Genomic DNA, 14,781 nt, shown 5'->3' with positions numbered 1-14,781 from the left:
TCTAACGTTCCGCAATCGTCCGTCACCGCGCTTCAAGCGCCCCCGTGACGGCGGGTCATTTAGACTTCGCTAAATTAGGCGGCCAAGTCAACGCAATGCTTGGTTCAAGGGGGGCGCGTGTCCAGAACAAGAGCCAATTTGCTGCTGCTCTTTGCAGCCGCATTGTGGGGCTTCGGCAACGTCTCGCAAAAGACGGTGCTGGTCCATCTCGACGCCATGAGCGCGGTAAGTCTGCGTTGCCTGATCGGCGGGCTGCTGGTGCTGCCCTTTGTCTTGACCGAAAGGCGAGTGGCGATCGGGGCGGGCTATTTTCCGAGCCTGGCCAGGGTGGGCGCGCTGTTCGCCATCTCCATCACGCTTCAGCAGCTTTGCTATGTCGGAGCCTCGGTCACCAATGCAAGCTTTCTGGTGAGCACGGCAACCGTAATGACACCTCTGGCCGCCTGGTTGCTCGTCGGCGAGCGTCCGACAGCTGGCCTCACGATCGCTGCCGGGCTGACCCTGGTCGGAGCCCTGCTTTTGTCGGATGGGATCGGCGGCCTCGGCAGCGGCGATCTCACCGCCATCCTGTCGGCTGCCTGCTATGCGCTCTGGGCGGTCGAGCTCGGCCGGCACATGCAGGCCCATGCGCGGCCGTTCACCGCCGCCGCGGCACAATTCCTCGGCGCCGCAGTCTTCGCCCTGCCGCTCGGGGCAATGCAAGGCAACCTGTCGCTGGCCGCCGCATTCGCAGCCGGCCCGGAATTGGCGATACTCGGCGTCTTCTCCACCGCGATAGCCTTCGGCATACAGACGGCTGCCCTCCGCTTCACGCCGGCCAGCCACGCCGCCGTGATCGTCAGTGCCGAAAGCGTCTTCGGGGCGCTGGGCGCGACGATCTTTCTGGGCGAGCGGAGTTCGTGGCCGGGCGCCTTGGGAGCAGCGATCATTCTCGGTGCGATCCTTTCCGTGGCACGATCGAACCGAGCGCCGCAGGCACGTGCGTCCTTGCGGACCGCTTCGAACCAACGCTTCGACATTGCCCCTGCCTTTGCAACAGCGCCGGCAAGCGGGGCAGGCGAACGCCGCGTCAACAGTTCAGGTCCGGTGGAGGAATGCGATGACCACTGCCGCTGATGCGAACGTCGCCGTATCGAGCGCGGCCGGACAGGCCGCGGGTGCGCTGCGATGAACGCGTGGACAGTCCTTCTTCCGCTCGCACATTTGAGATCGGCCCTTGGTGCCCGCATGAAGGGACCCGGCGGCTATTACAACAGTGGCAACGCGCTTGGCCTCATCGTAGGTCTTGCAACCCAAATTGCGGCCGCGCCAGTCGGCCAGCATGAGGAAAGCGCTGTCATCGCGGCGGTGATGGACTATTTCGCGGGCAGCCATGGCACTGTTGCGCTCACCTTGGCTACCCTCGTCTTTTTCTGGGGCGGCGAAGCCTACCACCGGGCTTGGGCAAAGCCGGATGTTCCCGATCCCGCCCTCAATCGTCTGGGCGACTTCCTCTCGGGATTAGGCGCAATCGGGCTCGGCATCGCGCTCTTGCTGCTCGGCGACCCGTTGCTTGCGGCGACCTCCGGCCTGCTGCATGCGCTCGGCAAGTTCGGCAGCACCTTTCACAGGCCGGGCAGGCCGGTTCCGGTGTGGCCGACCGCCTGGCCCGATCCGTTCCGCAGTGCGGTGCTCGCCAGCAGGTTGCCGGCAGTGGTGGCGACAACCGTCGCCCTCGGCCAGGCTTTGCCGGTGGTCTGGTCGGGCGAGTCCTTCGCGGCACTCATCATGCCGCTGACGTTACTCGGCTGTTATCTTTTGTGGACCAAGGCCGATCTGCTGCTGTTCGGCGTCGGGTCCAAGGTCCCTCGTCAAATTTCCACATGTTGAAAATGGGCGGCTTTGACAACGATCGGTTGTCGCGATGGAGAATGGCATGTTTATAGGTATGTATCAGGACGCCGGTCCCTCTTCTGGAGCGGTCTCCTTTCGCGGGCGGGTGCAGCCGATAGGCGGGGCCAATCTTTTTTCGCCCACAAAGCCATCGGGAAGGGGGCTGGCAAGGCGAGCCAATTCACTCCTGAGACTGGGGGGGATACTTGCAGCTTCTGCGTTCTGGAATCTCCCGGCGCATGCAGCGAATGTCGACGTCGCCATCGTGTTCGCGGTCGACTTCTCGTCATCGATTGATCCAAAGATCGCCGATCTGCAACGCGAGGGACATGCCGCGGCACTCACGTCGCCCGAGATCATCGCCGCCATCGGCCGGAATTACGTCGGCTGCATCGGCGTGGCCTACTTTGAATGGTCGAGCCCCGGACACGCACGCACCATACTGCCGTGGACAAGCATTTGCGGACTGGAAGATGCAAGAGCGGCGGCGGCGGAGATCAGCAGGAAAGGGGATACCGGCGTCATCCGTCGAGGGCGATCCGGAACATCGGTTTCCTCGGCTATCGACATTGGCAGTCTTCTGTTGGACCAGTTTCCTGGAAATGCCGCCAAGAAGGTCATCGATATCTCTTCCAATGGTGAGAACAACGACGGACTTCCTGTTCAGCCGAGCAGGCTGAACGCCATTGCCAAGGGATATACGATCAACGCGATCGCCATTCCCACCGAAGGCGACGATCCCGGCAATTCGCTGGCATCCTATTTTGCCAAATCGGTCATTGGCGGTTCCCAGGCCTTCGTCATGACGCCGAAAGGGCCAAACGATTACAGCACGGCGCTTCGCCGCAAGCTGGTCACAGAAGTAAGCATGAACAACGAAGGGCAATTCCCGCAACCGGCGGACGAGCGCTCTTCCCAACCGTAATTCCGGACAGTGGCGCATTGCTGCACGCACGCGTAAGGGCCGAGAGCAGACGGCGGCTCCTGGCATCAGCAAACACAGCTTCCAGGCTGCTCGGCTCGACGCGCCGAGCCGTCAACTGACCTGAATACGGCGGTCACCTGTCCGTTGCTCTCCCGACAGGTATGTTTCTTGGCGATCCACGGCCCCTCGTCGATCTTGACCTCGGCCCGGTCGATCGGCGGCGCACCCCAGGCGGCTCGACGATCCGACAATCGCTGCCGACAGGAGTCACCCGAGCCGGCGCCGATTTGAGGCTGGCTCAGCCGCGGCGACCCTCATGCCACCGCGGCGGTGGGACGCGGCTCATCCGATCGAGCGGAGCACACCACCGTCGACGCGCAGTGCGGCGCCGGTGGTCGCCGAGGCCTGCTCGGAGCAGGTGTAGACGACCATGTTCGCGACTTCCTCGGTTGTCGCGAACCGGTTGATGAGCGTGGTCGGACGCAGCGATTTCAGGAAATTATGCTCGGCGTCCGTTTGCGTGATGCCCTGCTCCTTCGCGGTGGCCTTCATCCAGCCGCCGAGAATCTCGGAGTCGGTCGGCCCCGGCAGGACAGCGTTGACCGTGACGCCGGTGCCACCGACAAGTTCGGCCAGCCCGCGCGACACGGCCAGCAACGCGGTCTTGGTCATGCCGTAGTCGATCATCTCCTTGGGGATAGCGAGCGCGGACTCGCTGCTGATGAAGACGACCCGTCCCCACCCGCGCTCGACCATACCCGGCATATAGTGGCGCGCGGCGCGCACGCCGCTCATCACGTTGAGCTGGAAGAGGTCGAGCCATGCGGCGTCGTCCTGCTCGAAGAAGCCATTGGGACGCGCAGTGCCAACATTGTTGACGAGGATGTCGGCATCCGGCGCCTGTGCCGCGAGCGCCGCCGAGCCCTCGGCTGTCGCGAGATCGGCGGCAATGCCGGTGAGGTCGGCGCCAGGCAGCAGCGCGCGCAGTTCCCGGAGCGTCGCGGCGACCCGCTCTTCAGTACGTCCATTGACGACGACGGCGGAGCCTGCGCGCGCCAGCCCTTCGGCGATCGCGCGACCGATGCCGGCGGTCGATCCGGTGACGATGGCCTTTCGGCCCTTGAGTTCGATGTTCATGCCCTTGATCTCCGATTATAGGTGGCCAGACGACCGGACGGATGGCCCGGAGGTCAGCTGATGCCGCTCAGCTAGATAAGCCGCGCGAGCGCACGCAGGCGTTCCGATGCTAGTGCCGAAGGATGCCGAGCCCGGTGCTTGCCTAGCGGCCGAACATACGGGCCAATGCCTGGCCAACAGCCCCAAATCTCATGGTGGAATAGCTCATCGCGCTTCTCCTTCGGGCGGACGCATCGCCGCTGCCCCACGCCAAGAGGTAGGCATGCCCAGGCGCGCCATGCAGTCGGAAGACACGCACTACGGTGGTGCGAAATCGCACCGGAGGCTTCACGTGACGACGCGAACTTCTCCATGATCGACTGGGACGGTATCCGTTACTTCTTCGCAGTCGCGCGCGACGGTTCGGTCCGAGCGGCGAGCAATGGATCAGGCGCCGCTGCCCGCATCATTCAGATGGCGACTGTCTCGCGAACCTGATCGGCCGCCGCATCCAGAAAAGCCTGCGCGAGGTCCGGGTCGTTGACCACCCGCGAGAGCATGACCGCGCCGACCATTGTCGAGAGAACGGCCATTGCCTTGTTGCCGCCCTTTTCGCCGTCGTCCTCGCCAACCCAACTGCCGAGCATCTCGAGATACTCCCTGATGCCGGCCTCGAATGAGGCCTTTACCTCGGCGCCTTGCCTGGCCGCATCCGAGCCGAGCGCGACGACCGGGCAGCCGTCCATCTTTTCCGCGCGATGATCCATACTGAGGTAGAATGAGATCACCCCGTCGAGCGGTTTCCCAGGGTTTGCCGCTGTCGCGGCCGACCACTTGTCGGTGGCGCTTTCCATCGCGCGCCTGGATGCCTGCGCCGCCAGGTCGTCCTTTGACTCGAACTGCTTGTAAAAGGCGCCCTGGGTCAGCCCGGCGCCCTTCATCAGATCCTTGAGGCCAATGCCGTCAAAGCCTCGCTCCCGAAAAAGGCGGCTTGCCACATTGATCACGGTTTCGCGGTTTTCCGCGGCCTGAGTGCGACTTACGCGCATCGCCATCTCCTTTTTAGATTGCATTCGTAATCTATACATTATATAGAGGTCGAACGCAATCCAAAAAAGGAGATATGAGATGATCCGCAAAGCCCTGAGTGCGTCCGTTCTGGCCGCGATGTTTCTTGCGAACCCGGCTTTTGCCGAGGAAGCGACCATCGGACGGCCGATCGAAGCTGCCAGCCTGCACGAGGGACAGCTCGACATGGTGGTCTACTACGTCCCGGTCAACGGCGGCCTGCTGGAGGTCACCGCCACCTTCGCGCCGAAGATCGGAGGTGATCCGCTGCGCTTCGTCATGGGCCTTGCTGACGGCGACTCCGTGGCCTTTTCCATGCCGGGCCACCAGGATTCGCTTTACGCGTTCTCAAGGTCGGGCGAGGAGGTCACGATCTCGACCGAGACCGACACATACCTGCGAGCCGACGCGACAATGCGCTGACGCGCAGACCCTGCGTGGCGTCGGCTGCGTCCGAACAGCTCGCCACAGGTACCTTCGATCGCGCTACCGAATGAGTTGGAGGAGAGTGATATGCTATATAGTTATTTTGTCGAGAAATCGATCCGAAAGAGCTTCGATGACGTCAACAATCATCGCTGGGATGCGGCGGTGAAAGCACTCGCGCCGCATGTCCATCATCGGGTTGGCGGCGCCCACGCGCTTGGTGGAGAGCGCCACGACAAGGAAGCCCTGCGCCGCTGGTTTGAACGCCTCGGCCGTGTTCTGCCCACCCTCCATCTCACGGTCAATCACATCTGGGTGGAGGGCTGGCCATGGCATACCACTGTGTTTGCCCAGTGGGATGGCACCGCGACCCTGCTCAACGGCGACACGTCGTACATCAACCGAGGTCTCCACGTGTTTACCCTGCGGTGGGGCAGGGTCCATGCGCTGGAGGAATTTTACGATTCACAGGCAGCGGCTCGCGGTCTTGCCCTCCAAGCGGCAGCGGGCCTCGAAGAAGCTGCCGCCGAACAGATAACAAGCTAGCTGAAACGTCGCCTTTTTACGATCCTCCGCAATGCGGAGGCTCGGCACATTCTTCGACAGGCTGTACGGGCGGCTTCTGGGTAGACGCGAAATTGCATCCATAGCCCGTACGAGGCGCAAAGCGGTCAGTCAGGATTCCGCTGCGAAGGCTTGCTTTGCGTCCAGACCTCCTCCTCTACTCCTGTCCCCGCTTCTGCGCGATCAGATCGAGGCGTTCGCGGTCGGAGCGTTCGCGTTCGTCGCGGTTGCGCACGTCCTTGTAGGCGCGCTCGACCATGTTGGTGCGCGCGGTTGCCGACGCGACGAGGCCGGCCTCCTTCCTGGCGCTTTCGAGGTTCGCCTCCTGGCGCACGACGGCCTGGGCGATGCGGCGGTGGTAGAGATCGGGGAAAAGGCCGGAGAGGGAATTGTCCTTGTCGAAATGCTCGACCAGTTCCTTGGCCTCGGCTTCGGCGGCATTTGCGGCGGCGAGGAGGGTGGCGTGGCGCGTCTCGTGCAGCGCCTTCAACTGTTCCTGAACCTTGACCAGCTTCTTCAGGCGGTCCTTGCGCGTGCTCATGTCACCTCGCCAGCGTCAGGTCGACAAAGCCGTCGACGAACAGCGACAGCATGGAGCCGACGGCGAAATAGAAGATGAGCATGCCGCCGGCGATGACGAAGGGCTGAGAGATGAAATAGATCGGGATCTGCGGCGTCAGCTTGTTGACGAAGCCGATCGTCAGGTTGACGAGAATGGCATAGGCGACGAAAGGGCTGCCGAGGCGGATGACCAGGAAGAAGGTGTCCGACACCGTGTCGGCGACATCGACCAGTGCCGCCTGCGGGTTGAAGAAGACGTTGACCGGCGCGACCGTATAGGACGTCACCAGCGCGCGTATGATCTCATGGTCGAAGTCGAAGACGAACAGCAGCAGCAGTGCCGAGAACGAGATCATGGCGGCGAGCGCCGCCTGCGGTTCGGGCTCCTCGATCGCTGGCCCGCCCGAGCCGCCATAGCCGATCAGCATGGCGATGGCCGACCCCATGAAGCGCAGGGCTTCCATGTAGAGCCTGGTCATGGCGCCGATCAGGCCGCCGACCAGGAGTTCGGAAACGATCATCGGCACCAGGATCTGCGGACGCGGATCGACGAAGGGAAAGATCTTGTCCCACAGGAAGGCGAGCAGGCCGCCGGTGGCGGCGACCGCAACGAACAGCCTGACCTGCACTGGGATGCGGGCGCTGGACAGGCCGGGCATCAGCATGAAGCAGGCGCCGATGCGGCAGAAGGCGAGGAACGCCGCGATGACGACCGCTTGCGAGAGAACGCTCACGATATGGTCCCGAGCACCCTGATCTCGACGCCCTTGGCGATTTCGACATGCGAGAGCACCGGCAGCGTGGTGAACAGCCGCTCGATGATCATGCGCACATAGGGGCGCGCGTCGGGCGCGGTGACGAGGACGAAACGCTCGCCGGCTTCGAGGAATTTCTTGATCGCCTTGGTGGCGTCCTGGCCGAATTCTTCCAGCTGGCGCGGATCGATATCGAACTCGCGCACCTCGCCCTTGGCGTCGCGCTTGAGGCTCTGGTGGAAGGCCAGGTCCCAGCGGTTGCCGAGACGCAACACCTTGAGCACGCCGCCCTCCGAAAGATCGCCGCAGATCTGCTGCGCCATGCGGATGCGGACATGCTCGACGATCTGCTCGGTGCGGCGCACATGCGGCGCGATCTCGGCGATGGCCTCGATGATCAGGTGCAGGTTGCGGATCGAGACACGCTCGGCCAGCAGCAGCTTCAACACTGCCTGCAGGCCGGGATAGGAGATGTGCGTGGTGCAGATCTCGTCGGCGAGCTTGCGGTATTCCTGATCCTGGCGCTCGAGCAGCGCCTTCATGTCCTTGTAGGACAGAAGCTGCGGCAGGTTGTTGCGGATGACCTCGGAGAGATGGGTGAGCAGCACCGACATGTTGTCGGCAAAGGTGTAGTTCTCGCGCTTCAGATCCTCGGCGAATGTTTCCATGACGGAATAGGCACGCATGCCGAAGGCCGGCTCGCGGATCTCCTCGCCCGGAATTTCGGGAACGTCGCGGTTGCCGAGCAGCACCATGATCTCGCCGACGCGCATCGAATATTCGGCGACCACCGTTCCGTGCACCTTGATCTGATAGCTTTTCGGCGGGATGGCGAAATCGTCGGCGACGCGCACTTCGGGCACGACGAAGCCATATTGCTGGGCGAACTTCTTGCGCATCTTGGCCATGCGGAAGACCAGCTCCTGATGCGAGACCAGCAGCCGGGTCGAAAGCTGCTTGCCGATCAGAAGTTCGATCTCGGCGGTGGCCAGCGAGGCCTTGACCGAGTTCTTCTCTTCCTCGGCCTTGGTCGCCTTCTCCTGGTTCTTCAGCGCCTCGGCCTCGGCCATGGCCCGGTTGTGGCGCATCGGAATGACATAGCCGAGGCCGGCCATGCCGCCGGCGAGCGCGAAGAAGGGGAAGAAGGGCAGGCCAGGCATCAGCCCGAGCAGCACCAGCAGCGCCGCCGCCACATAGAGCGCGCGCGGATGCGCGCCGAGCTGCCCGAACACGGCCTGGTTCGTCGAACCGCGCGTACCGCCCTTGGAAACCAGCAGGCCGGCGGCGAGCGAGACGATGAGCGCCGGGATCTGGGTGACCAGACCGTCGCCGACCGACAGCTTGATGAACACGTCGGCGGCCTCGCCCATGCCCATGCCGTGCCTGATATAGCCGATGGCGATGCCGCCGACGATGTTGATGGCGGTGATGATGAGGCCGGCGATGGCGTCGCCGCGGACGAATTTCGAGGCGCCGTCCATCGAGCCGAAGAAGGAGGATTCCTCTTCCAGCTCGCGGCGGCGCAACTGCGCTGTCTTGTCGTCAATCATGCCGGCGGAGAGGTCGGCGTCGATCGACATCTGCTTGCCGGGGATGGCATCGAGGGTGAAACGGGCGCCGACCTCGGCGATACGGGTGGCGCCCTTGGTGATGACGATGAAGTTCACCACGATCAGGATCATGAAGACGATCAGGCCGATGACGAAATCGCTGGCCATGACCAGTTTGGAGAAGCCGGCGATGACGTAGCCGGCGGCATGCGTGCCTTCATTGCCGTGCGACAGGATCATGCGCGTGGTGGCGATGTTGAGCGACAGCCGCAGCATGGTTGCGATCAGCAGCACGGTCGGAAACGAGGAGAAGTCGAGCGGCCGCTGGATCCACAGCGCGACCATCAGGATCAGCACCGAAAGTGCGATCGAGAAGGCAAGGCCGACGTCGATGAGAAAAGCCGGGATCGGCAGGAACAGCACGGCCAGGATGATGACGATGCCCAGCGCGAAGAAGACGTCGCGGCCGTTCTTGGCCACGGCGCCGGGCTGGATGCTTTCGCTTATCGCCATTCTAGTCCTCGAAAACCGTGGGGCTGCCGAGCATGCGACAGCCCGGCGAGGGTAGCTGGCCAAGCTTGCGCGAGGGTGGGAGAGTGGCCTGCCCAACCATCGAAAGGAAATCTCATGCTGCTGGTCATCGGCACGGTTCGTCTGCCACCCGACAAGCTCGAACAGGCAAGGCCAGCGATGGAACGCATGGTTGTTGCCAGCCGTGCCGAGCCCGGTTGCCTCGCATACTCCTATGCGCAGGATGTCCTCGACGCCGGGTTGATCCGGGTCACGGAAGTCTGGAATGACAGGGCGGCGCTCGACGCACATTTCGCCGCGCCACACCTTGTGGACTGGCGCGCAAGTTGGCCGTCGCTCGGCATCGGCGAGCGCAATCTCGTGCTCTACGAGGCCGGCGACCCGAAGCCGACCTGACCATCGGCGGCCGGACGGGCCCCTCCAAACGGCGCGCGGGCGCCGTCATTGTGGTTGCCATGCGGTGCCGCTCGGCGTATCAGCACGGCAGTCTTTTCAATGCCTTGCTGATGTCGGCGAGCCGCTCCGGTGCTTACCAAAAACCAATCGCCCAGGAATCAACCGCAAGTCTACGCCCGCCGGCTGCGCGCGGTGCTCATCAATTCGATCCCGCTGCTCGAAGCGCGAGGCATCGCGGTTGTCGTCCTTGCCGGCATCGTCGGCGTGATGGCGGGCATACTGGTCACCGCGATGAGCCAGATCGTGCAGGACCTGCACGGGCTGTTGTTCGGCGTGCAGGCCGGCGGCCGGCTTTCCGGCATGTTCTCTCTCGCCCACCCCATGCAAGCCCTGATCCCGGCGATCGGCGGCATCCTGCTCGGGCTGACGGTGATCTGGCTGAGAAAGCGGAGATTTCGCACGCCTGTCGACCCGATCGAGGCCAACGCGCTCTATGGCGGTCGCATGTCGCTGACCGATACGTTCATCATCGCCGGCCAGACCATGCTCTCCAGCGGTTTCGGCGCCTCTGTCGGGCTGGAGGCCGGCTACACGCAGGTCGGTTCCGGCCTGGCTTCGCGGCTGGCGCGGCTGTTCAAGCTACGCCGCAACGATGTCCGCATCCTGGTCGGCTGCGGCGCCGCCGGCGCCATCGCGGCGGCTTTCGATGCGCCGCTGACCGGTGCTTTCTATGGTTTCGAACTGGTCATCGGCATCTATTCGGTCGCCAATGTGGTGCCTGTCATGACGGCGGCGATCTCCGCCTCGCTCACCGCCGAGATGTTCGGCGGCGTGCCGTTCCCGCTGGAGCTTGCGGGCCTGCCGGCACTCACGGCCAGCCAGTACGTGCCCTTCCTGCTGCTTGGACTGCTTGGCGGGGCCGCCTCGATCGCCATCATGCATCTGGTGACGCTGGTCGAACGCGCCTTTGCCAAGCTGTCGGTCGACGCCTCGCTGCGTCCCGTCATCGGCGGCGTCATCGTCGGCCTGCTCGGGCTGGTCACGCCGCAGGTGCTGTCGAGCGGCCACGGCGCGCTGCATCGCGAATTCGCCATGAACTATGGGCTGAGCGTGGTGGCCAGCGTCTTCGTGCTGAAGCTGGCGGCTTCCGCGATCTCGCTGGGTTCGGGGTTTCGCGGCGGACTGTTCTTCGCTTCGCTGTTTCTTGGCGCCCTGCTCGGCAAGGCATTCGCCGATGTGATGGCTTTCATCTCGCCGTCGACCGGCATCGATTCCGCCGTCGCTGCCGTCGTCGGCATGACATCGCTGGCGGTCGGCGTCGTCGGCGGGCCGCTGACGATGACGTTCCTGGCGCTGGAATCGACCCGCGACCTGACGCTAACCGGCGTCGTCCTGGCGGCCTCGATCATGGCGGCGATCCTGGTGCGCGAGACCTTCGGCTACTCCTTCTCGACGTGGCGCTTTCATCTGCGCGGCGAAACGATCCGCAGCGCCCATGACGTCGGCTGGATGCGCAGCCTGACCGTCGGCTCGATGATGCGCAAGGACATCAAGACCATCAATGCCGACACGACGCTTGCGGCCTTCCGCAAGCAGGTACCGCTGGGCTCGGCCCAGCGCGTCATCGCCGTCGACGCGGGTGACCAGTATGTCGGCGTGCTGATCGTTGCCGAACTGCACAGCGACCTGTCCGACGGCGAGACGGCGGTGCGCGACCTCGCGCAATACAAGGATGCCGTCCTGGTGCCGAGCATGAACGTGCAGTCGGCCGCCGAGACCTTCCAGCGGGCCGGCGCCGAGGAGCTGGCCGTGGTCGAGGATTTCACCGACCACATCGTGCTCGGACTGCTGACCGAGGGCCATCTGATGCGGCGCTATGCCGAGGAGCTGGAAAAAGCGCGCCGGGACTTGTCGGGCGAAGGGTAGGTCGGGCGAAGGTAGGCTGCCGAGCCGGCCTGGCTGAGCTCGTGCAGGGCGAAGCTGCCGTGGCCAAGCTTGTTCTCCGCCCTACTTCAGCAGATCATGGCCGACCGCGCACCATATCCGCCGCTCAACACGTTAAAGCTGGTTTCGAAGGACATCTGGATCGTGGATGGCCCGGTCATCCGCTTCGGCATGCCTTGGCCGAAAATGCGGTTTCCGACGCGGATGACCGTCATCCGCGTCAACGATGGCGATTTGTTCGTCCATTCACCCACCTTGCTGACAGGGAGCCTCGAGGCCGAGATCGCTGGATTGGGCAAGGTCCGCCACATCATCGGGCCGAACCGGATCCACTATTGGTGGATTCCGATGTGGCGCAGGGCCTTTGCGGATGCGGGCATCTGGCTGGCACCGCGGATTCGCGAGCAGGCGGGCGACAGGATCGATTTCGAGGCGAACGAGCTTGGTGCCGAGAGCGGCTACCCGTGGGACGATGACCTCAAGTCGCTGCCGGTGGAAGGCAGCTTCATGACAGAGATGGTTTTCTTCCATTCCGTCAGCCGAACATTGATCCTGACAGACCTGATCGAGAACTTCGAACCGCGGAAGCTTGGCTGGCCGTGGCGCTGGCTTGCCAGGGCGGCTGGTGTCGTTGATCCCGATGGCAAGACGCCGCGCGATTTGCGATTGACCTTCCCCAGGGGGCAACTCAAGGCGGCAGTCGAAAAGATGATAGAATGGAATCCGGAACGCGTGATCATGGCGCACGGCCGTTGGTACGAACGCGATGGCGTCGCCGAACTGAAGCGCGCGTTCCGCTGGCTGGGTCCGCTCTAACGCTTTGTGTTGATGCAAGCCCGGACGAAAACGTCTTCGCGCTATCCTGCACTCCTAATGCTCGATCGGGCCCTTTGCCATGACCAGCGCCGTGCCCGCGGTTGTCGGGCGCTCGATCACGCGGCGCACCCGCGGCGGCTCGTCGCCGCTGTGCAGCGCCCGCAGGCGCTCGCCGACCGTGGCGTCGGCTTGGGTGATGCGGCCGTTGTGCCTGACATATTCGAGCCAGGTCGGCGTGTGGTAGTGCTCGATCCAGATCGCCGGATTTTCGAGATCGCGCGCCAGCGTCCAGTTGCGGGCACCGTCGCGGCGGCGGATGCGGCCGCGCTCGGCCATGGTGGCCAGGAACTCCGGCACGTCCTCGTCGCGGATGATGTATTCGATCATGATGGCGATGGGGCCGCTGCGTGGCTTCAGGTCGAGCGCGAGATGCGGCTCCTTGAAGCGGTTGAGCGGATCGAGGTTCAGCACCTGCTGCTGCGGCAGCGGCAGCACGAGGCCGATGGCGCCGCCAGCCAGCATGGCGATGGCCGCCGCGATCAGCGCTGTCCCGGCGCCATGCGCGTCGGCGACGATGCCCCAGATCCAGCTGCCGAGCGCGATGCCGCCGAAGGTCGCGGTCTGATAGACCGACAGCACCCGGCCGACGACCCAGCGCGGCGTCGCCATCTGCACGGTGACGTTGAAATGCGAAAGCGCGATCACCCAGCACGCGCCGCCGACCAGCAGGCCGAGCGATGTCTGCCAGGCGTTGTGGCTGACGGCGGCATTGAAGGCGCAGACGGCGAAGCCGGCGAAGGCCGAGCGCACCATGGTCTCGCTGGACAAAAGCTGGCGCAGCCGCACGCTGATCAGCGCGCCGCCGACCGCGCCGATGCCGAAGGCGCCCAGCATGATGCCATAGGTCAAGGCATCGCCCTTGACGACGTCGCGCGCCACCAGCGGCAGGAGCGCCAGCACCGCGCCGGCACTGAAGCCGAAGGCGGAGCCCCTGACCAGCACCTTGCCGATGTTGGGCGACATGGCGACATAGCGCAGGCCTGCGCCCATGGCCGCGCCAAGCGATTCGCGCGGCAGCGTCGATGGCTGAACCTGCGGCTTCCAGCGCGCCAGCACGACGATGAGACCGATATAGCTCACCGCGTTGGCCGCGAAGGCGGCCGCCGCCCCGGCTGCGGCGACGATGATGCCGCCGATCGCCGGACCGACGCTGCGGGTCAGGTTGAAGCCCATCGAGTTCAAAGCGACGGCGGCCGGCACCTTGTTGCGGGGCACGATGTCACCGACGGAGGCTTGCCAGGACGGGCTGTTCAGTGCCGTGCCGCTGTCGATCAGGAAGGTGAAGGCAAGCAGCGTCCACGGCGTCATCAAGCCGGAATAGGTGAATAGGGTCAGAAGCACCGAGACGACCAGCATGAAGATCTGGGCGACCAGCATAACCTTGCGCCGGTCGAAGCTGTCGGCGATGGCGCCGGCGACGAGTGCGAACAGCATGATCGGCAAGGTGGTCGAGGCCTGGACCAGCGCGACCTGATAGGGCGAGGTGGCGATCGTGGTCATCATCCAGGCGGCGCCGACGCCCTGGATGAGGCCGCCGAAATTCGACACGAGGCTGGCCGACCACACGGCGCGGAAGATGCCGTGCCGGAACGGCGCCAGCGCCGAAACGCTCTCGCTCTCCGGCTTTTCGTCAATCATAGGAAAGGCCCTGCCATGGCTTGCCGATCGTTGCGGTGATCCGTTTCCCCGGATGGTTTGCCGAAACTATGGCATCGTGCCGCAAAGAGCGAACGTCTTGAAAAAAAGATCATGGTCCAACAAGGGGATAGAGGAGGACCACGCAGCCGTGGGGCCTTGCTTCGACGCCGCGCCGCGGATGCAGCCCTATGCCGTACACGGTCCGCGATCGGCGAGAGCAGGCCGGTGCCGGTAAGTCGTCGGGACAGAACGGGCCGGCTCGCCGCAAGCAGCGGCTAGAACCCGTTTTCAATGCGCTCGAAGACGACGTTGGTGAAGGCCGATATCTGGCTGCCGATGAAGGGACCGGTCAGCGCCGCCACGAGCATGATGGCGACGATCTTCGGCACGAATGTCAAGGTGATCTCCTGGACCTGCGTCAGGGCCTGGATCAAGGCGATGCCGATACCCACCGCCATGGCGACCAGCACCACCGGCGCGGATGCGGTCAGCACCGTCCACACCGCGTACTGGACGATGTCGAGTGCGTCGGCCTCGTTCATGGGATCGGCCCGCCGGA

15 protein-coding genes are annotated in these 14,781 nt (G+C 64.2%); 8 read left to right on the top strand and 7 right to left on the bottom strand.

Going from position 1 to position 14,781, the window contains the following annotated elements; translation table 11 throughout:
* Positions 1–117 precede the first annotated feature (117 nt).
* The 3 genes from FJ951_RS03725 (at position 118) to FJ951_RS03715 (ending at position 2,797) form a co-directional block, all read left to right on the top strand.
* Positions 118–1,116, top strand: coding sequence for a DMT family transporter (locus FJ951_RS03725; RefSeq protein WP_140513657.1), 999 nt, complete (start codon positions 118–120; stop codon positions 1,114–1,116).
* Positions 1,117–1,227: 111 nt separating this feature from the next.
* A complete protein-coding gene (locus FJ951_RS03720; RefSeq protein WP_246671678.1) occupies positions 1,228–1,869 on the top strand; it encodes a hypothetical protein in 642 nt (213 codons plus the stop codon).
* A gap of 34 nt (positions 1,870–1,903) precedes the next feature.
* Positions 1,904–2,797 carry a DUF1194 domain-containing protein gene (locus FJ951_RS03715; RefSeq protein WP_348642787.1) on the top strand — a complete coding sequence of 298 codons (894 nt, stop codon included), beginning with the start codon at positions 1,904–1,906 and terminating at the stop codon, positions 2,795–2,797.
* A gap of 342 nt (positions 2,798–3,139) precedes the next feature.
* Here FJ951_RS03715 and FJ951_RS03710 read toward each other — a convergent pair whose 3' ends face one another.
* A complete protein-coding gene (locus FJ951_RS03710) occupies positions 3,140–3,934 on the bottom strand; it encodes an SDR family oxidoreductase (RefSeq protein ID WP_140513655.1) in 795 nt (264 codons plus the stop codon).
* 449 nt (positions 3,935–4,383) lie between these two features.
* Positions 4,384–4,962: a TetR/AcrR family transcriptional regulator gene (locus FJ951_RS03705; protein ID WP_140513927.1), complete on the bottom strand. Its 579-nt coding sequence runs from the start codon at positions 4,960–4,962 to the stop codon at positions 4,384–4,386.
* A gap of 79 nt (positions 4,963–5,041) precedes the next feature.
* Between FJ951_RS03705 and FJ951_RS03700 the strand changes: the two genes are divergently transcribed.
* Positions 5,042–5,404 carry a hypothetical protein gene (locus FJ951_RS03700; RefSeq protein ID WP_140513654.1) on the top strand — a complete coding sequence of 121 codons (363 nt, stop codon included), beginning with the start codon at positions 5,042–5,044 and terminating at the stop codon, positions 5,402–5,404.
* Between the two features lie 90 nt (positions 5,405–5,494).
* Positions 5,495–5,953, top strand: a complete 459-nt coding sequence (locus tag FJ951_RS03695; protein ID WP_140513653.1) for a nuclear transport factor 2 family protein — start codon at positions 5,495–5,497, stop codon at positions 5,951–5,953.
* Positions 5,954–6,128: 175 nt separating this feature from the next.
* On the opposite strand, the gene FJ951_RS03690 is transcribed toward FJ951_RS03695, so the two are convergent.
* The 3 genes from FJ951_RS03690 to flhA are packed head-to-tail and all read right to left on the bottom strand — an operon-like array spanning position 6,129 to position 9,350.
* Positions 6,129–6,512: a hypothetical protein gene (locus FJ951_RS03690; protein WP_140496242.1), complete on the bottom strand. Its 384-nt coding sequence runs from the start codon at positions 6,510–6,512 to the stop codon at positions 6,129–6,131.
* Position 6,513: 1 nt separating this feature from the next.
* On the bottom strand, positions 6,514–7,266 hold the full coding sequence (gene fliR / locus FJ951_RS03685; protein WP_140496241.1) for a flagellar biosynthetic protein FliR: 753 nt from the start codon (positions 7,264–7,266) through the stop codon (positions 6,514–6,516).
* Positions 7,263–9,350, bottom strand: coding sequence for a flagellar biosynthesis protein FlhA (gene flhA, locus FJ951_RS03680; protein WP_140496240.1), 2,088 nt, complete (start codon positions 9,348–9,350; stop codon positions 7,263–7,265). Before flhA ends, fliR begins: the two co-directional genes overlap by 4 nt.
* A gap of 114 nt (positions 9,351–9,464) precedes the next feature.
* Between flhA and FJ951_RS03675 the strand changes: the two genes are divergently transcribed.
* From FJ951_RS03675 to FJ951_RS03665, 3 genes are all read left to right on the top strand, one after another.
* Positions 9,465–9,764 carry a putative quinol monooxygenase gene (locus FJ951_RS03675; protein WP_140496239.1) on the top strand — a complete coding sequence of 100 codons (300 nt, stop codon included), beginning with the start codon at positions 9,465–9,467 and terminating at the stop codon, positions 9,762–9,764.
* 129 nt (positions 9,765–9,893) lie between these two features.
* The gene (locus FJ951_RS03670; RefSeq protein WP_140513652.1) at positions 9,894–11,690 is read left to right on the top strand and encodes a chloride channel protein; all 1,797 of its coding nucleotides are present in this window, start codon (positions 9,894–9,896) and stop codon (positions 11,688–11,690) included.
* A gap of 96 nt (positions 11,691–11,786) precedes the next feature.
* Positions 11,787–12,524, top strand: a complete 738-nt coding sequence (locus tag FJ951_RS03665; protein WP_140513651.1) for a DUF4336 domain-containing protein — start codon at positions 11,787–11,789, stop codon at positions 12,522–12,524.
* 54 nt (positions 12,525–12,578) lie between these two features.
* Here the strand turns inward: FJ951_RS03665 and FJ951_RS03660 are convergent, their stop codons facing one another.
* Positions 12,579–14,222 (bottom strand): MFS transporter, encoded by a 1,644-nt coding sequence (locus FJ951_RS03660; RefSeq protein WP_140513650.1) that lies wholly within the window; start codon positions 14,220–14,222, stop codon positions 12,579–12,581.
* A gap of 275 nt (positions 14,223–14,497) precedes the next feature.
* Complete coding sequence (gene fliQ, locus FJ951_RS03655) at positions 14,498–14,764, bottom strand: flagellar biosynthesis protein FliQ (RefSeq protein ID WP_140496235.1); 267 nt, start codon at positions 14,762–14,764, stop codon at positions 14,498–14,500.
* Between the last annotated feature and the right edge of the window lie 17 nt (positions 14,765–14,781).

Origin of the sequence: Mesorhizobium sp. B2-2-3 (assembly GCF_006442405.1) — a bacterium.
Classification (GTDB): Bacteria; Pseudomonadota; Alphaproteobacteria; order Rhizobiales; family Rhizobiaceae; genus Mesorhizobium.
The sequence above is the reverse complement of the archived record's forward strand: the minus strand, read 5'-3'. Positions and strand labels throughout refer to the sequence as shown.